The sequence below is a fragment of the Amycolatopsis thermoflava N1165 genome, from assembly GCF_000473265.1.
Classification (GTDB): Bacteria; Actinomycetota; Actinomycetes; order Mycobacteriales; family Pseudonocardiaceae; genus Amycolatopsis_E; species Amycolatopsis_E thermoflava.
This window is the reverse complement of record NZ_KI421511.1, coordinates 5,156,344-5,174,405: the sequence shown is the minus strand read 5'-3', so window position 1 is coordinate 5,174,405 and position 18,062 is coordinate 5,156,344. Positions and strand designations below refer to the sequence as shown.

Here is an 18,062-nt window from a genome sequence, read left to right as displayed (position 1 = left end):
TGGTTCGTGAGAAGGGCCCCGGCGCTGCTGCGCCGGGGCCCTTCTCATCGCCTGGTGGGAGTGCCCGCAGTACTCGGCGCGGGGCACGCCGTGGGGCCTGGCTCGTGGCCCACGACGAGCCACTGGTTGGTGTTGACCTCCCTGACGACGAAGACACCGAGCGCGGGACCGCCGGTGATCTCGTACTCGCAGGAGTCGATGCGCACCTCGGTGGCGCCCTGGGGAGGGGTGCCCCCGAACGGCAGTGAACTGGCCCAGCTGATCCGGTTCGTCACCTGCTTGTAGATCTCGGCCGACGCCTGTTCGCAGGTCGCGTACCCGAGGTCGTTCGCGAACTTCTGACGCACCTCCGGTGCGATCAGCCCGCAGGCGCGGTCCGGCAGGTTCTGGCCGATCTGCTGGTAGATCTGGCGAGCTGCTTCGTACGGGTTCGCCGAATAGAGCACGTTGGTGTGGTACGTGCCACCACCGGTCTGAGCGGCGGGTAGGTCGGGGTCGTCGCTCGGGAAGAAGTGGTTGTAGGCCAGCTTGCCGGCGACGATCAGGACGATCAGGAACAGCAGCGCGGACAGCAGCTTCCCCGCCAGCCGTTTCGCCCACTTCGGTGCCCTGATCTTCGGGCCGGGCTGGGGGAGGGGCTGGAGCTGGCCGTACGGAGGAGGTGGCACCGGCGGGCCGCCGTGCCCGGCCTGCGTCGGTGGGCCAGGCACGGGCGCGTTCTGCACCGGGCCGTACCCAGGCGCGTTCTGCACCGGGCCGTACCCAGGTGCGCTCTGCACCGGCGCGTTCTGCGTCGGCACCAGCTCTCCGTTGCTCTGCCGCTGCGCTTCGGTGTAGCGGAGGAAGTCCTGGAACTGCTGGAACTGCTGGAACTGCCGCAGCTGCTCCGGATCGAGCTGCGGCTGGGCGGGTTCCACGGCCGAGCTGCCCGCCGGCGGCTCGCCGCTGGGGTCCCGGGACGGCTCGTCGGGCTGTTGGCCTGGTCGCTGCTCCACCACGCGCCCATGATGCCTGCCACGGGGTGGCCGAGTCATCACGGACCGCGTAACCAGGGGGCCGGCAAGCCGCCCGCGCAGGCCAGGTACTATGGACGACGGTTCTACCGAAGACCGCTGGTTCTTCACGCCGTCAGGCGCGAAGCGAAGTGCCCCGGAACAGGAGGGGCGGCCCGCGCAGGAAGAACGAGGCTGCACACCCCCGGTGTGCCCGACGCCCCGTGCTTGCTGCGCGTGGGCGTTTTCTTCTTCCCGGGACTCCTCGCACAAGGCGGTCAAACCAGCCAAGAGAGGAGGCGACCCATGGCGAAGCCGGACAAGGTGGCGGCCGTCGCCGAGATCGCGGACCACTTCCGCAGCAGCTCGGCCACCGTCATCACCCAGTACAACGGCCTCTCCGTGTCCCAGCTCAGCGAGCTGCGCCGCGCTCTCGGCACCAGTGCCAAGTACCGGGTTGCGAAGAACACCCTCGTGCAGCGGGCCGCGGAAGAGGCCGGCATCGAGGGTCTCCAGGATCTCTTCGTCGGCCCGACCGCGATCGCCTTCGTGCAGGGTGAGCCGGTCGACGCCGCGAAGGCCCTGAAGAACTTCGCCAAGGACAACGCCGCCCTGGTCATCAAGGGCGGCTACATGGACGGCCGCCCGCTGTCCGTCGACGAGGTCAACCAGATCGCCGACCTCGACAGCCGCGAGGTTCTCCTCGCCAAGGCGGCAGGCGCGTTCAAGGCCAAGCTGTCCCAGGCCGCGGCTCTGTTCCAGGCCCCGGCGTCCCAGGTCGCCCGCCTCGCGCAGGCCCTCGCGGACAAGCAGCAGGGCGACGAGGCACCCGCCGAGAGCTGAAGTAACCACCCACCCCGTACCACCCGTTAGGAAAGGAACGCCACCATGGCGAAGCTGAGCACCGACGAACTGCTCGACGCGTTCAAGGAGCTGACCCTGCTGGAGCTCTCGGACTTCGTGAAGAAGTTCGAGGAGACCTTCGACGTCACCGCCGCCGCGCCGGTCGCCGTCGCGGCCGCCGCCCCGGGTGCCGCCGCTGCGGGCGCCCCGGCCGAGGAGGAGAAGGACGAGTTCGACGTCATCCTCGAGGGTGCCGGCGACAAGAAGATCCAGGTCATCAAGGTCGTCCGCGAGGTCGTCTCCGGCCTGGGCCTGAAGGAGGCCAAGGAGCTCGTCGAGGGCGCCCCGAAGCCGCTCCTGGAGAAGGTCGACAAGGACGCCGCCAACGCGGCCAAGGAGAAGCTCGAGGCTGCCGGCGCCAAGGTCAGCGTCAAGTAGTCGCGAATTCCGCATCTCGAAAAAGGCGGGTCACCCGGCGGGTGGCCCGCCTTTTTCTCTTCACCTGGATTGTGGCTTGAAAAACTCATGAGTAACCTGCTCGGGACTTGACTCGTTGCACCTTGTTGACGCCGGGCAGGCGTGTGCCAGGGTGTTGATCCACGGCGTCGGAGCTGCGGGAGGTTCGATGGGTGCCGAGGTGGTCATCGAGGGTCTGACCAAGTCCTTCGGGCGGCAGACCATTTGGCGGGACGTGACCTTGACACTGCCTCCGGGCGAGGTGTCGGTCATGCTGGGCCCGTCGGGCACCGGCAAGTCGGTGTTCCTGAAGTCCATGATCGGGCTGCTCAAGCCCGACCGGGGCAGCTGCATGATCAACGGTGTCGACATCGTGCGGTGCAGCGAGCACAAGCTCTACGAAACGCGAAAATTGTTCGGTGTGCTGTTCCAGGACGGCGCGCTGTTCGGTTCCATGAACCTCTACGACAACGTCGCGTTCCCGCTGCGCGAGCACACCAAGAAATCCGAGACCGAGATCCGCCGGATCGTCCTGGAAAAGCTCGAGATGACCGGTCTGGCCGGTGCCGAGAAGAAGCTGCCCGGCGAGATTTCCGGCGGTATGCGCAAGCGCGCCGGCCTGGCCCGCGCCCTGGTGCTGGACCCGGAGATCATCCTGGTCGACGAGCCGGACTCGGGTCTGGACCCGGTCCGCACCACCTACATCTCGCAGCTGTTCATCGACGTCAACGCGCAGATCGACGCGACGTTCCTGATCGTCACGCACAACATCAACCTGGCCCGCACGGTGCCGGACAACCTGGGCATGCTCTTCCGCAAGGAGCTGGTCATGTTCGGCCCCCGCGAGGTGCTGCTGACCAGCGAGGAGCCGGTCGTCAAGCAGTTCCTCAACGGCCGCATGGACGGCCCGATCGGCATGTCCGAGGAGAAGGACACCGCCCAGATGGCCGCCGAGCGCGCCATGTTCGAGGCAGGCCACCACGCGGGCGGGGTCGAGGACGTCACCGGCATCCCGGCCCAGATGCAGCCGACCCCGGGCGTGCCGACCAGGCAGGGCGCGATCCGCCGCAAGGACCGCGTCATGAAGATCCTGCACACCCTGCCGCCAGCGGCGCAGGAGGGGATCATCGAGTCCCTGTCCCCGGAGGAGCAGCGCCACTACGGCGTCACGCCGCGCCGCGCGGTGCACACCGGCAGCCGCCACGCCGCCGCCCAAACCATGCCGCTGCCCACGCACCACCAGGGTCAGCTCTCCGACGAGGAAATCGCGCGCATGCCGCAGTCCGGGTGGCCCAGCAGAACCGATACCACCGACCGGTTGCGTGGCCCGGGGGCCGGTGAGGCATGAGCTCGACGGCCTCCTCGGCCAAGGTTCCCGGGATCGGAATGCTGCGTGAGACCGGGAAGCTGTTCGCCCTCGGGCTGGACATCATCCGCGGGTTCTTCCAGCGGCCGTTCCAGTTGCGGGAGTTCATCCAGCAGTCGTGGTTCATCGCGAGCGTCACGATCCTGCCCACGGCCCTCGTCGCGATCCCGTTCGGCGCGGTCATCTCGCTGCAGTTCGGGTCCCTCGCGCGCCAGCTCGGCGCGCAGTCCTACACCGGCGCCGGCAGCGTGCTCGCCACCGTGCAGCAGGCCGCCCCGCTGGTGACCGCGCTGCTCGTCGCGGGCGCGGGCGGCAGCGCGATCTGCGCGGACATCGGCGCGCGCACGATCCGCGAGGAGATCGACGCGATGGAGGTGCTCGGCGTCTCCGCGGTGCAGCGGCTGATCGTGCCGCGTGTGCTCGCGTCGATGCTCGTCGCGCTGCTGCTCAACGGCATGGTCAGCGTCATCGGCGTGCTCGGCGGCTACTTCTTCAACGTGGTGCTGCAGGGCGGCACGCCGGGCGCGTACCTGGCGAGTTTCTCGGCGCTGGCGCAGCTGCCCGACTTGTGGGTCGGCGAGATCAAGGCGCTCATCTTCGGCTTCATCGCCGCCGTGGTCGCCGCCTACCGCGGGCTGAACCCCGCAGGCGGCCCGAAGGGCGTGGGCGACGCGGTGAACCAGTCCGTCGTCATCACGTTCCTGCTGCTCTTCGTCGTGAACTTCGTGATCACGCTCATCTACCTGCAGATCGTCCCCGGAAAGCTGAGCTGATCATGGCGAACATCGGTCAGACGGCGAAGCGGATCGCCCACCGTCCACTCGAGGTGCTGGACAACTTCGGCGACCAGATGTCGTTCTACATCCGAGCGCTGGCGTGGACGCCGCGCACGATCCGCCGCTACACCAAGGAAGTTCTGCGGCTGCTGGCCGAGGTCAGCTTCGGCTCGGGCTCGCTGGCGGTCATCGGCGGCACGGTCGGCGTGATGATCGGCCTCACCCTGTTCACCGGTGTCCTCGTCGGCCTCCAGGGCTACTCGGCCCTGAACTCGATCGGCACGTCGGCGTTCACCGGCTTCCTGACGGCGTTCTTCAACACCCGCGAGATCGCCCCGCTGGTCGCGGGCCTCGCGTTGTCGGCGACCGTCGGCGCCGGGTTCACCGCGCAGCTGGGCGCGATGCGGATCTCGGAGGAGATCGACGCGCTCGAGGTGATGGGCGTGCCGAGCCTGCCGTACCTGGTGACCACGCGGATCATCGCCGGGTTCGTCGCGGTCATCCCGCTGTACGTGATCGGCCTGCTGTCGTCGTACCTGGCGTCGCGGCTGGTGGTCATCTACATCTACGGGCAGTCCGAAGGCACCTACGACCACTACTTCAACCTGTTCTTACCTCCCGAGGACGTCTTCTACTCGTTCATCAAGGTGCTGATATTCAGCGTCGTGATCATCCTGACCCACTGCTACTTCGGGTACCGCGCCTCCGGCGGCCCGGCGGGCGTGGGCGTGGCGGTGGGCCGCGCGGTGCGGCTGAGCATCGTCACGGTCGCCATCATCAACTTCTTCATCGGGTTCGCCATCTGGGGGACCTCGGTGACGGTCCGGATCGCGGGGTGACATCACTGTGGTGACCTTGCGCCGCAGGCTGCTCGGCCTGCTCCTGATCGTGGTGCTCGCGGCGGGCGTCACGCTGTCGATCGCCATGTACAACCGGGCGTTCACGCCGACGGTCGAGGTGAAGCTGCAGGCCGGCGAGGTCGGCAACCAGCTGCTGCCGCAGTCGGACGTGAAGGTGCGCGGGCTGATCGTCGGGTCGGTGAAGTCGATCGACGCGAGCGCGGAGGGCGCCACGCTGACGCTGGCCCTGGACCCGGAGTCGGCGAAGCTGATCCCGGAGAACGTCAGCGCCCGGTTCCTGCCGAAGACGCTGTTCGGCGAGCGGTACGTGTCGCTGGAGATCCCGGAGCAGCCGTCGGCGCGGACGCTCGCCGCCGGTGACGTGATCCCCGAGGACCGCACGCAGAACGCGGTCCAGCTGTCGCAGGCGCTGGACAACCTGCTGCCGGTCTTGCAGGCCGTGCAGCCGGAGAAGCTGTCCACCACGCTGACCGCCATCTCGACCGCCCTGCAGGGCCGCGGCGAGACGCTCGGGCAGACCCTGTCGGAGCTGGGCACCTACTTCGGCGACCTGAACCCGCACCTGCCGCAGCTGCAGGAGAACCTGCGCGAGCTGGCGAAGTTCTCCGACAACCTCAGCGACGCCGCGCCGGACCTGGTGCAGACGCTGGACAACCTGTCGACCACGACGAAGACGGTGTTCGACGAGCAGCAGAACCTGCAGGCCCTCTACGCCAACGTGACGGCCGCGTCGCAGACCCTGGAATCGTTCGTGAGCGCGAACGCGAGCAACCTGATCAGCCTCGCCGAGAACTCCCGGCCGACGGCCGAGCTGCTGGCGAAGTACGCGCCGGAGTACCCGTGCCTGTTCGGCTCGATGGCCGAGCTGGTGCCCTACGTGGACGAGGCGCTGGGCAAGGGCACGAACCAGCCGGGCCTGCACGCGACGATCGAGATCGTCACCACCCGCGGGCCGTACGTGGCGGGCCGCGACGAGCCGCGTTTCGAGGACAAGCGGGGCCCGCGCTGCTACAACGTCAAGGACTTCCCGCAGCCGTTCCCGCAGTACCCGCCGGAGGGCCCGATCAAGGACGGCGCCCAGCCGACGCCGGGCTCGCGGCCGGCCAGTGACGGGCTCCAGCCCGCCAACACCATCGCCGACGCCGGCGGCTACAACGGCGGCGGCGCGGCGGGCGGCAACCCGGCCAACAGCCGGGCCGAGCTCGACTTCCTGTCCCAGCTCGTCGGCCCGCAGGTCGGCCTCGACCCGGCGGCCATGCCGGGCTGGTCCGGCCTGCTCGTGGGCCCGCTCTACCGGGGTGCGGAGGTGACGGTCAAGTGAGGGGACTGGTCGCGCCGCTGGTCAAGCTGACCATCTTCATCGTGATCACCGTGTTGTTCACGGCGATCCTCGGCATCAGCATCGCCAACATCAACACCCAGGACACCACCGGCTACAGCGCCCGCTTCACCGACGCCACGCTGGTGCTGCCCGGCGACGACGTCCGCATCGCGGGCGTGAAGGTCGGGCAGGTCACCGACGTCAAGATCGTCGACCGGCGGCAGGCCCAGATCGACTTCGAGGTCGACCAGGGCCGCACCCTGCCCGCCGGGGTGACGGTGCAGATCAAGTACCGCAACCTGGTCGGCCAGCGGTACCTCTCGCTCGGCCAGGGCACCGGGGACGACAAGGGGACGCTCAAGCCGGGCAGCACGATCCCGCTGGAGCGCACCACGCCCGCGCTCGACCTGGACGAGCTGTTCAACGGGTTCAAGCCGCTGTTCCGCGCGCTCAACCCGGAGGACGTCAACAAGCTGTCCTACGAGCTGATCCAGGTCCTGCAGGGCGAGGGCGGCACGATCGACAGCCTGCTCGCCCACACCGCGTCGCTGACCACCACGATCGCGCAGAAGGACCAGGTGATCGGCCAGGTGGTGACCAACCTGAACACGGTGCTGGACGCGGTCAACGCGCACACCCCGCAGCTGACCGACCTGATCGACAAGCTGCAGCAGCTCACCACCGGCCTGGCGCAGGACCGCGACTCGATCGGTGACGCGATCGACGCGCTCGGCGGCCTGGCCAACACGACCGCGGGCTTCCTCGACGAGGCGCGCGAACCGCTCAAGAACGACATCTCGGCGCTGGGCGGGCTCGCCCAGAACCTCAACGACAGCGAGCCACTGGTGGAGCACTTCATCCAGTTCCTGCCGGAGAAGGTCACGACGCTGGCGCGCACGGCCGACTACGGTTCCTGGTTCAACTTCTACCTCTGCTCGGCGAGCGGGAGCGTGTCGCTGCCGCCGCTGATCAACCAGGAGATCAACCTCCCGATCATGCCGGCGACCCAGGCGCGGTGCGGATCATGAGGAGCTTCCAGTCACGCAACCCGGTGCCCATCGCGGCCGTCGGCCTCGTGCTGATGCTGCTGGGCTTCATCGCCGCGCTCAACGCCGACGACCTGCCGATCATCGGCGCCGGGACCAGTTACGAGGCGGAGTTCACCGAGGCGGCCGGCCTGAAGGCCGACGACGAGGTGCGGGTCGCCGGCGTGAAGGTCGGCAAGGTCACCGACGTGACGCTGGACGGCGCGTCGGTGAAGGTGACGTTCAAGGTCAAGGACACCTGGCTCGGCGACAAGACCGCGGCGGCGATCAAGATCAAGACGCTGCTCGGCCAGAAGTACCTCGCGCTCGACCCGGTCGGCGAGAAGGCGCTCGACCCGGGCACGCCGATCCCGAAGGAACGGACGCTGGCGCCCTACGACGTGCTGGACGCGTTCCGGGACCTGTCGTCGACGGTCAACGACATCGACACGGACCAGCTGGCCCAATCCTTCGACGTGCTGTCCCAGACGCTGTCGGGCACCTCCGACAACGTCCGCGGCGCGCTCAACGGCCTGTCGCAGCTGTCCGACACGATCGCCAAGCGGGACACCGAGCTGGCGCAGCTGCTGCAGAACACCAACCAGATCTCGCAGACGCTGGCCGACCGCGACCAGCAGCTGACCCGGCTGCTGCAGGACGGCAACCTGGTGCTGCAGGAGGTCGCGGCGCGTGAGCAGGCGATCTCCACGCTGCTGGCCGGCTCGCAGGAGCTGTCCCGGCAGCTGCAGGGCCTGGTGACCGACAACGACGCCCAGCTGACGCCGGTGCTGACCTCGCTCGACCAGCTCACCGCGATGCTGCAGCGCAACCAGGACAACCTGGCGCAGGGCATCGCCCGGTTCGCGCCCTACATCCGCGTGTTCACCAACACCGTCGGCAACGGGCACTGGTTCGACAACTACATCTGCGGTCTGATCCTGCCTTCGATCGGCCCCCTGAACGAAGAGGGGTGCAACCAGAAATGACGGAGACCCGCTTCGGCCGATCCCTCGCGCGCGGCGTCGCCGCGGCGTGCGTGCTCGGTCTCGTCGTGGCCGGCGTGCTCTGGTGGACCCTCAAGGACGCCGACAAGAAGCACCTCACCGCCTACTTCACCAGCGCGACCGGCCTCTACGTCGGCAACAGCGTGCGGGTGCTCGGTGTGGACATGGGCAAGGTGACCTCGGTCGAGCCGATGGGCGACCGGGTCAAGGTCGTGATGGAGTACGACCGCGCGGTGCGGGTGCCCGCCGACGCGCAGGCCGCGATCGTCGCGCCGTCGCTGGTCAGCGACCGGTACGTGCAGCTCGCCCCGGCCTACACCGGCGGCGAGGTGATCAGCGAGGGCGCCACCATCCCGCTGGAGAAGACCGCGGTGCCGATCGAGGTCGACCAGCTCTACGACAGCCTGGACAAGATCAGCCGCTCGCTCGGCCCGAACGGGGTGAACCAGAACGGCTCGCTGTCGGACCTGCTCACCACGCTGGCGCAGAACCTGGACGGCAACGGCCAGGCCCTGCACGACACGATCACCAAGCTGAGCCAGGCGTCGAAGACGTTGTCCGGCAACGAGGACGACCTGTTCGGCACGATCTCCAATCTGGCCGACTTCACCACCACGCTCGCCAACAGCGACAACCAGGTGCGCCAGTTCGAGCAGCGGCTCGCCGACGTCTCCGGCTACCTGGCGGGGGAGAAGGACAACCTGGCCGCCACGGTGCAGCAGCTCGGCACCACGCTCGCCACGGTGCAGCAGTTCATCAACAACCACTCGGACCGGCTCAAGTCCAACGTGGACAAACTGGCCAGCGTGACCCAGGTGCTGGTGGACCAGCGCAGCGCGCTCGCCGAGATCCTCGACGTCGCGCCGGTCGGCCTGAACAACGTGATCAACGCCTACAACGGCTCGTCGGGCACGCTCGACGCGCGGGCCAACCTCAACGAGCTGACCCAGCCGCCGATCGTGATGATCTGCAACCTGCTCAAGCAGACCCCGTCCGCGCTGGACGCGCTCGGCGACCTGTGCAGCTCGGTCGCGCCGCTGCTGGACGGCGCGGTGCCGCTGCCGTCGGTCGCGCAGACCGTGCACGCGCTGCAGAACGGCGAGCTGCCGCCGCTGCCGCTCCCGCTGGCGCAGACGGTCTACGGAACGGGGGCGTCGCGATGAGGAAGACGATCGCGCTCGCCGCCGCCGGCGTGGCCGGCGCGCTGACCCTGTCCGGCTGCTCGTTCGGCGGCATCTACGACGTGCCGCTGCCCGGCGGCGCCGACCTCGGCGACCACCCGTACACGGTCAAGGTCCAGTTCAACGACGTCCTCGACCTCGTGCCGCAGGCCGGGGTCAAGGTCAACGAGGTCCCGGTCGGCCGGGTCGAGGCGATCGGGCTGACCCCGGACGGCTGGCACGCCGAGGTCACCGTGAAGCTCAACGGCGACGTCAAGCTGCCCGCCAACTCGCTCGCCAACATCCGGCAGTCCAGCCTCCTCGGCGAGAAGTACGTCGAGCTGGCCTCGCCCGGCGACGACCTGGCGCAGGGCACGCTCACCGACGGCGCGGAGATCCCGCTGGCGCGCACCAACCGCAGCGTCGAGGTGGAGGAGGTGCTCGGTGCGCTGTCCATGCTGCTCAACGGCGGCGGGGTCGAGCAGCTCAACACCATCACCAAGGAGCTCAACGCCGCCACCGAGGGGCGTGAGCCGGACATCCGGCGCCTGCTGGACAACGCCAACCAGCTGGTGTCCACACTGGACGCCCAGTCCGGCGACATCACCCGCGCGCTGGACGGCCTCAACCGGCTCGCCAGCACACTGGCCGGGCAGAAGGACCAGATCGTCAACGCGATCGACGACCTCGGCCCGGGCATCGGCGTCCTGGAGCAGCAGCGCACCCAGCTGGTCACCATGCTGCAGGCGCTGCAGAACCTCTCCGGCGTCACCGTCGACACGCTGAACAAGAGCCAGGAGAACCTGGTCGCCGACCTGCGGGCGCTGCTGCCGACGCTGCAGAAGCTCGGCGAGGCAGGCGCCGACCTCCCCAAGTCGCTGGAGATCCTGCTGACCTACCCGTTCACCGACGCGGCGATCGACGGCGTGAAGGGCGACTACTTCAACCTCTACGCCAAGATCGACCTGAACCTGCAGAACGTGCTGCAGAACTTGAGCCGGAGCAGGCAGAACCCGCTCGGCGGTGTGCTGCCGGACAGCCTGGCCGGGCTCACCGGCGGCGTCGAGGGCGAGCAGGCCAACCAGCCGCCGCCACTGCCGTTGCCGGGCGAGTCGCAGAGCGCAGCGGCTACCGGGGCCACCGGTACCACCGGCGCGACCGGGGCGCAGCCGCAACAGACCGGGGTCGCGGGCATCTTCGGCCTGCTGGCGGGGGGTGCGTGATGCTGGTCCGCAAGACCAAGATCCAACTGCTCGCGTTCCTGGTCATCTCCGTGGTGGCCGTGGTGTACGCGCTGGTCCGGTTCGCCGGGCTCGGGCAGGTGTTCGGCCAGACCGGGTACACGGTCAAGCTCGAGCTGACCCAGTCCGGCGGCATCTTCACCGGCGCCGAGGTCACCTACCGCGGCTACAACATCGGCAAGGTCGGCCAGCTGCGGCTCACCGCCGACGGGCTGGAGGCCGACCTGGAAATCGCGCCGGACACCCCGCAGGTGCCGGCGAACCTGCAGGCCGTCATCGCGAACCGGTCGGCCGTCGGCGAGCAGTTCGTCGACCTGCGGCCGGTCGCCGACGGCGGTCCGTACCTCGCGGGCGGCTCGGTGATCCCGGCCGCGAAGGCCCAGGTGCCGATCGGAACCGACCAGATCATCACCGACCTGGACAGCCTGGCGTCCTCGGTGCCCAAGGACGCGCTGCGGACCGTCGTCGACGAGTCCTACGACGCGTTCAACGGCACCGGGCCGGGCCTGCAGCAGCTGCTGGACACCGCGCGCGACTTCACCGCCACGGCGCAGCAGTACCTGCCGCAGACCGTGCAGCTGCTCGACTCCGGTGAGCGGGTGCTGCAGACGCAGAACCAGCAGGCAGGCAACCTGAAGGAGTTCAGCGCCAACCTCAACGAGCTGTCCGCGACGCTGAAGGGCTCCGACGCCGACATCCGGCGGCTGATCGAGGTCGCCCCCGGCGCCGCGCAGACGGTCAACCAGTTCGTCACCGACCTCGGGCCCGGCCTCGGCGAGCTGACCGCGAACCTGCTGACCACGTCGAACCTGCTGCTGACCCGGCAGGACGGCATCCAGCAGGTGCTGGTCAGCTATCCGGTGCTGGCGGTAGGCGCCCGCAGCGTGGCGCCCGGCGACGGCACCGCGCACCTCGGGCTCGCGCTCAACCTGTTCGACCCGCCGGTGTGCACCAAGGGCTACATGAGCCCGCAGGAGTACCGCACGGGCGCGGAGACGACCCCGCGCGACCCGAACCTGAACTCGTACTGCGCGGAGCCCGCAGGCAGCCCGATCGGCGTGCGCGGCGCCCAGAACGCGCCGTACAACGGTGTGCCGGTCGCGCCGACGCCGCAGGAAGTGGAGCAGAACTCGACCCGCGACGAGGAGCAGCTGGCGTACATGCGGGGCACCCCCGGCGTCGTCGGCTCGCCCGGCGTCTCGATCACCAGCCTGACCGCGCTGCTGGGGCTGCCCGGCTGACGCCGCCCACACCCGACCTACCTACTCTGGAGTGTTATGAGTTCGGACGAGGCACGGACCGAGGACGCCGGCTTCCCGGATCCGCCCGCCGAGGACAAGGCGGCCGGGGACAAGCTGGGCCGCTACCTGGTCCTGGGCACGGCCGCACTGGCCGCGGCGGCGCTGATCGTCGCCGGGATCTTCGGCGTCCAGTGGTGGGTCGCCTCCGCCGACGACAACCTGGCGCTGGCCCAGGCCCGCGACGATGTCGTCAAGGCGGGCAACGCGGCGGTCAAGGCGTACACCGAGCTGGACTACACCAACCCGGACGCCTACTTCGCGCAGCAGAAGGCCGTGTCGACCCAGGACCTCGTCGACCAGATCACCGCGAGCGAGCAGAACTACCGCCAGGCGATGGCCGCCGCCAAGACCAAGGTGACCACCACGGTGCAGGACATCGGGGTGGAGGAGCTGGACCTGCACGGCGGGAAGGCGAGCTTCCTGGCGGCGATCAGCACGCTGGTCGCGCAGGAGGGCGCCCCGCCGGCCGCCAAGCCGCTGCGGCTGGAGGTGCAGATGACCCGTGTCGGTGACGAGTGGAAGGTGTCCGGGATCGGGTCGGTGCCGCTCGTGAGCGGGCAGTAACCGTCGCCCACAGGCGTACGAGGAGAGGACCAGTCATGCCACCGTCTCGCCGGCAGCCGCCGCCGGTGCGCCGCCGCCCCAAGGTCGCCGGCGCCGGGATCCGGCGTCCCTCGCCGAGGCCCCGCGACGAGGAGTACCCCGGGCCCGAGGAGGTCGGCGCGCCCGAGGTCGAGGAGGCTTCGGCGCCGGCCGAGCCCGCATCGGCTGACCCTGCATCGGTCGAGTCCGAGGAGGCCGCGGAAGCCCCGGCCGAGCCCCGGCGGCCCAGCCCGCGGCCGAAGGCCCGCGACGCGGGGGAGCCGAAGCCGGAGAGCTACGCCGAGGCCGAGGCCGCCGCGGCGGAGGAGGAGCCCGCGGAGCCGCGCCAGCGGCGCACGACCAGCCCGTACGTCCTGGCCGGCGCGCTGTTCGGCCTGGCGCTGGTGCTGGCCGGGTTCGCCGTGTGGTTCAAGATCGAGGGCAACCGCGTCGACGCGATGACCTCGAACACCGCCCTGCTGGACACGGCCCGCACCGCGGACGTCAGCAAGGCCGCGTCGAACGCCGTGGAGTCGCTGTTCTCCTACGACTTCAACAACATCGCCAAGACCCAGGACGCGGCCAAGGATCTGCTCCTCAACGACGAGGTGAAGGCCACGTACAACCGCATCTTCGGCGAGGTCGAGCGGCTGGCCCCGCAGCAGAAGATCGTGGTCACGGTGAAGGCGACCCGCAGCGCGGTGATCATGCTCGACGGGGACCGCGCGAAAGTCATGGTGTTCGTCGACCAGACCTCGACGCGCACGGACCAGAACCAGACCGCGAGCGGCAGCGCCCAGCTGTGGCTGAACATGCAGTACGTCGACGGGAAGTGGAAGGTGTCCGCCCTCAACACGTACGCGGCGGACCAGCCGACGCCGACGCCTGCGCCGTCCAGCGCGCCCCCGGCGTCCCCGGCACCGTCCCGCTGACCCCAACGGCACCACGGCCCGCCGAGCCCCTGGCCCGGCGGGCCGTTCCGCTGTCCTCGCCCAGCTGGTGCCCGGACGGGCGTGCCCATCCCGTCGCCGCTTCCCGAGCCGGCTCACCGGGGCACGACGCAACACTCTCGCGCGCGTGAAGCGCGCCACTCGAAACCGCCGCGATCGCTCCTCCGCGACGGCCGAACCGGGGCCGCCGCGCCGCTCCGCGGGGCCCCGTCACAACACCCGAGGACGATCTTGGACCGGCGTGAGCCGGCCCGCAACCCCTGGTGACCGCATCCGTCCCGGAGCGCCTCCGCGCGCACGAATCCCCAGGTCGAAGCCGTGTACGGACCGCGATGTCGTTGCGCCAACCGGCGGGTTCGCCGCGTGGCATCTTGACTCTTCGGCGCCGGGGGTTCACGCTTATCGCCAACGGCAGCACCCTGCGGGAGGGTCTGCCGGGAGGCGATGCCTGAGGACGTCGTGATCGAGGTGCGGGCCCCATCGAGAGGCCCCCTCGACAGAACGCGTCGTTCGGGCTAGACTGCTTCTTTGCGCTGCCCTCTTTCAGGCTGCCCGGAGACGGAAGCTAGGATAGTGGGCACACGGCACCCTTGACAGTCGCTTTAGCTGTTGCTAACGCGGCTGCGCACCGCTCATTGTCCCCGGAAGGACGCATCTTGGCAGTCTCTCCCGCGAACCAGGCCACTGCTGCGACCACCTCGGCTGTAACGGAGCCGAACCCGACGGGAATTCCCGGAGCCCCCAAGCGGGTCTCGTTCGCGAAGATCCGCGAGCCCCTCCCCACCCCCAACCTGCTGGACGTGCAGATCCAGTCCTTCCAGTGGTTCACCGGTGACGAGAAGTGGTTCGAGCGCCGCGTGAACGAGGGCGAGGAGAACCCCGTCGGCGGCCTCGAAGAGGTCCTCAACGAGATCTCGCCGATCGAGGACTTCTCCGGTTCGATGTCCCTGTCCTTCTCCGACCCGCGCTTCGACGAGGTCAAGGCCTCCGTCGAGGAGTGCAAGGACAAGGACATGACGTACGCGGCCCCGCTGTTCGTGACCGCCGAGTTCGTCAACAACAACACCGGCGAGATCAAGTCCCAGACGGTCTTCATGGGCGACTTCCCCGTGATGACCGAGAAGGGGACCTTCATCATCAACGGCACCGAGCGTGTCGTGGTGTCCCAGCTGGTCCGGTCGCCCGGCGTCTACTTCGACACCAGCGTCGACAAGACCACCGACAAGGACGTCTTCAGCGTCAAGATCATCCCGAGCCGCGGCGCGTGGCTCGAGTTCGACGTGGACAAGCGCGACACCGTCGGCGTCCGCATCGACCGCAAGCGCCGCCAGCCGGTGACCGTGCTGCTGAAGGCCCTCGGCTGGACCACCGAGCAGATCCGCGAGCGGTTCCACTTCTCGGAGACCCTGCTCGCGACGCTCGAGAAGGACCACACGGCCGGCACCGACGAGGCGCTGCTCGACATCTACCGCAAGCTGCGCCCGGGCGAGCCGCCGACCAAGGAGAGCGCCCAGACGCTCCTGGAGAACCTGTTCTTCAAGGAGAAGCGCTACGACCTGGCCAAGGTCGGCCGCTACAAGCTGAACAAGAAGCTGGGCCTGAACCTGCCGTACGAGACCGGCACCCTCACCGAAGAGGACATCGTCTCGACCATCGAGTACCTGGTCCGCCTGCACGCGGGCGAGACCAAGATGGGCGAGGGCGAGAACGAGGTCCCGGTCGAGGTCGACGACATCGACCACTTCGGCAACCGCCGCATCCGCACCGTGGGCGAGCTGATCCAGAACCAGATCCGGGTCGGCCTGTCCCGCATGGAGCGCGTCGTCCGCGAGCGGATGACCACGCAGGACGTCGAGGCGATCACGCCGCAGACCCTGATCAACATCCGCCCCGTGGTGGCTGCGATCAAGGAGTTCTTCGGCACCTCGCAGCTGTCGCAGTTCATGGACCAGAACAACCCGCTGTCGGGCCTGACCCACAAGCGCCGCCTCAACGCGCTGGGCCCGGGTGGTCTGTCCCGTGAGCGCGCCGGCATGGAGGTCCGTGACGTTCACCCGTCGCACTACGGCCGCATGTGCCCGATCGAGACGCCGGAAGGCCCGAACATCGGCCTGATCGGCTCGCTGTGCTCCTACGCGCGGGTCAACCCGTTCGGCTTCATCGAGACGCCGTACCGGAAGGTCGTCGAGGGCCGGGTCACCGACCAGGTCGACTACCTGACCGCCGACGAGGAGGACCGCTACGTCAAGGCGCAGGCCAACGCGCCGCTGACCGAGGACGGTCACTTCGCCGAGGCCCAGGTCCTGGGTCGACGCAAGGGTGGCGAGGTCGAGCTGCTCGACCCGCTGGAGATCGACTACATGGACGTGTCGCCGCGTCAGATGGTGTCGGTCGCCACCGCGATGATCCCGTTCCTCGAGCACGACGACGCCAACCGCGCGCTGATGGGTGCCAACATGCAGCGCCAGGCCGTGCCGCTGCTGCGCGCCGAGTCGCCGCTGGTCGGCACCGGCATGGAGCTGCGTGCCGCGGTCGACGCCGGTGACGTGCTCGTCGCCGAGCAGGCCGGTGTCGTCGAGGAGCTCTCGGCCGACCTCGTGACGATCATGCACGACGACGGCACCCGCAAGAGCTACGGACTGCACAAGTTCCGCCGCACCAACGCGGGCACCTGCTTCAACCACCGCCCGATCGTGTCGGAGGGCGACCGCGTCGAGGCCGGCCAGGTCATCGCCGACGGCCCGTCCACCGACCAGGGTGAGATGGCGCTCGGCAAGAACCTGCTCGTGGCGATCATGCCGTGGGAGGGCCACAACTACGAGGACGCGATCATCCTCTCCGAGCGCCTGGTGCAGGACGACGTGCTCACCTCGATCCACATCGAGGAGCACGAGATCGACGCCCGCGACACCAAGCTCGGCGCCGAGGAGATCACCCGGGACATCCCGAACGTCTCCGAGGAGGTCCTGGCGGACCTGGACGAGCGCGGCATCGTGCGCATCGGCGCGGAGGTCCGCGATGGCGACATCCTGGTCGGGAAGGTCACGCCGAAGGGCGAGACCGAGCTGACCCCGGAGGAGCGCCTGCTCCGCGCGATCTTCGGCGAGAAGGCCCGCGAGGTCCGCGACACGTCGCTGAAGGTGCCGCACGGCGAGACCGGCAAGGTCATCGGCGTCCGCGTGTTCTCCCGCGAGGAGGACGACGAGCTGCCCCCGGGCGTGAACGAGCTCGTCCGCGTCTACGTCGCGCAGAAGCGGAAGATCCAGCCGGGCGACAAGCTCGCCGGCCGCCACGGCAACAAGGGTGTCATCGGCAAGATCCTGCCGGTCGAGGACATGCCGTTCATGGAGGACGGCACCCCGGTCGACATCATCCTGAACACCCACGGTGTGCCGCGACGGATGAACATCGGCCAGATCCTCGAGCTGCACCTGGGCTGGCTCGCCTCGCAGGGCTGGAAGATCGAGGGCAACCCGGAGTGGGCGCAGAACCTCTCCGAGGAGCTCTACGACGTCGAGCCCGGCACGAACACCGCGACCCCGGTGTTCGACGGCGCGCGGGAAGAGGAGCTCACCGGCCTGCTCGCGTCGACCCGGCCCAACCGGGACGGCGAGCGCATGGTCAAGGAGAACGGCAAGGCGACGCTGCTGGACGGCCGTTCCGGCGAGCCGTTCCCGTACCCGGTGGCCGTCGGCTACATGTACATCCTCAAGCTGCACCACCTGGTGGACGACAAGATCCACGCCCGCTCCACCGGCCCGTACTCGATGATCACCCAGCAGCCGCTGGGTGGTAAGGCGCAGTTCGGTGGCCAGCGCTTCGGCGAGATGGAGTGCTGGGCGATGCAGGCCTACGGCGCGGCCTACACGCTGCAGGAGCTGCTGACGATCAAGTCGGACGACGTGGTCGGCCGCGTGAAGGTGTACGAGGCGATCGTCAAGGGCGAGAACATCCCCGACCCGGGCATCCCGGAGTCGTTCAAGGTTCTCCTCAAGGAGCTGCAGTCGCTCTGCCTGAACGTGGAGGTCCTCTCCAGCGACGGCGCGGCGATCGAGATGCGCGACTCCGACGACGAGGACCTGGAGCGCGCCGCCGCCAACCTCGGCATCAACCTGTCCCGCAACGAGTCGCCCTCGGTGGACGACGTCGTGCAATGACGTAGCGACCGGGAGCGGGGCCACCTCC

15 protein-coding genes are annotated in these 18,062 nt (G+C 69.0%); 14 read left to right on the top strand and 1 reads right to left on the bottom strand.

All coding sequences use genetic code 11. The features are described 5' to 3' along the window. Window positions 1-44: 44 nt before the first annotated feature. Window positions 45-998 carry a hypothetical protein gene (locus AMYTH_RS0125470; RefSeq protein ID WP_027932641.1) on the bottom strand — a complete coding sequence of 318 codons (954 nt, stop codon included), beginning with the start codon at window positions 996-998 and terminating at the stop codon, window positions 45-47. Between the two features lie 300 nt (window positions 999-1,298). Here AMYTH_RS0125470 and rplJ point away from each other — a divergent pair, with 300 nt between their 5' ends. The 14 genes from rplJ to rpoB all read left to right on the top strand — a co-directional run bounded on the left by rplJ (window position 1,299) and on the right by rpoB (window position 18,034). Further along, window positions 1,299-1,835, top strand: a complete 537-nt coding sequence (gene rplJ / locus AMYTH_RS0125465) for a 50S ribosomal protein L10 (RefSeq protein ID WP_017986583.1) — start codon at window positions 1,299-1,301, stop codon at window positions 1,833-1,835. 45 nt (window positions 1,836-1,880) lie between these two features. Next, complete coding sequence (rplL, locus tag AMYTH_RS0125460; RefSeq protein WP_017986584.1) at window positions 1,881-2,273, top strand: 50S ribosomal protein L7/L12; 393 nt, start codon at window positions 1,881-1,883, stop codon at window positions 2,271-2,273. A 187-nt stretch (window positions 2,274-2,460) separates the two neighbouring features. Continuing rightward, entirely contained in the window at window positions 2,461-3,639 is a 1,179-nt protein-coding gene (locus AMYTH_RS0125455) for an ABC transporter ATP-binding protein (RefSeq protein WP_027932640.1), read from the top strand. Continuing rightward, window positions 3,636-4,430, top strand: a complete 795-nt coding sequence (locus AMYTH_RS0125450) for an MlaE family ABC transporter permease (protein ID WP_017986586.1) — start codon at window positions 3,636-3,638, stop codon at window positions 4,428-4,430. The genes AMYTH_RS0125455 and AMYTH_RS0125450 overlap by 4 nt, the downstream gene beginning before the upstream one ends. Before the next feature lie 2 nt (window positions 4,431-4,432). Next, window positions 4,433-5,272: an MlaE family ABC transporter permease gene (locus tag AMYTH_RS0125445; protein WP_017986587.1), complete on the top strand. Its 840-nt coding sequence runs from the start codon at window positions 4,433-4,435 to the stop codon at window positions 5,270-5,272. Between the two features lie 7 nt (window positions 5,273-5,279). Further along, window positions 5,280-6,614, top strand: a complete 1,335-nt coding sequence (locus AMYTH_RS0125440) for an MCE family protein (RefSeq protein ID WP_027932639.1) — start codon at window positions 5,280-5,282, stop codon at window positions 6,612-6,614. Next, the gene (locus tag AMYTH_RS0125435) at window positions 6,611-7,642 is read left to right on the top strand and encodes an MCE family protein (protein ID WP_027932638.1); all 1,032 of its coding nucleotides are present in this window, start codon (window positions 6,611-6,613) and stop codon (window positions 7,640-7,642) included. Before AMYTH_RS0125440 ends, AMYTH_RS0125435 begins: the two co-directional genes overlap by 4 nt. After that, window positions 7,639-8,625 carry an MCE family protein gene (locus AMYTH_RS0125430; RefSeq protein ID WP_027932637.1) on the top strand — a complete coding sequence of 329 codons (987 nt, stop codon included), beginning with the start codon at window positions 7,639-7,641 and terminating at the stop codon, window positions 8,623-8,625. Before AMYTH_RS0125435 ends, AMYTH_RS0125430 begins: the two co-directional genes overlap by 4 nt. After that, entirely contained in the window at window positions 8,622-9,806 is a 1,185-nt protein-coding gene (locus AMYTH_RS0125425) for an MCE family protein (RefSeq protein WP_027932636.1), read from the top strand. The genes AMYTH_RS0125430 and AMYTH_RS0125425 overlap by 4 nt, the downstream gene beginning before the upstream one ends. Further along, window positions 9,803-11,026 (top strand): MCE family protein, encoded by a 1,224-nt coding sequence (locus AMYTH_RS0125420; RefSeq protein ID WP_027932635.1) that lies wholly within the window; start codon window positions 9,803-9,805, stop codon window positions 11,024-11,026. The genes AMYTH_RS0125425 and AMYTH_RS0125420 overlap by 4 nt, the downstream gene beginning before the upstream one ends. Next, window positions 11,026-12,285 carry an MCE family protein gene (locus AMYTH_RS0125415; RefSeq protein ID WP_027932634.1) on the top strand — a complete coding sequence of 420 codons (1,260 nt, stop codon included), beginning with the start codon at window positions 11,026-11,028 and terminating at the stop codon, window positions 12,283-12,285. Before AMYTH_RS0125420 ends, AMYTH_RS0125415 begins: the two co-directional genes overlap by 1 nt. Before the next feature lie 36 nt (window positions 12,286-12,321). Continuing rightward, on the top strand, window positions 12,322-12,909 hold the full coding sequence (locus AMYTH_RS0125410) for a hypothetical protein (protein WP_027932633.1): 588 nt from the start codon (window positions 12,322-12,324) through the stop codon (window positions 12,907-12,909). Between the two features lie 35 nt (window positions 12,910-12,944). After that, on the top strand, window positions 12,945-13,859 hold the full coding sequence (locus AMYTH_RS0125405; protein ID WP_027932632.1) for a hypothetical protein: 915 nt from the start codon (window positions 12,945-12,947) through the stop codon (window positions 13,857-13,859). 674 nt (window positions 13,860-14,533) lie between these two features. Continuing rightward, entirely contained in the window at window positions 14,534-18,034 is a 3,501-nt protein-coding gene (rpoB, locus tag AMYTH_RS0125400; RefSeq protein WP_026153756.1) for a DNA-directed RNA polymerase subunit beta, read from the top strand. Window positions 18,035-18,062 lie beyond the last annotated feature (28 nt).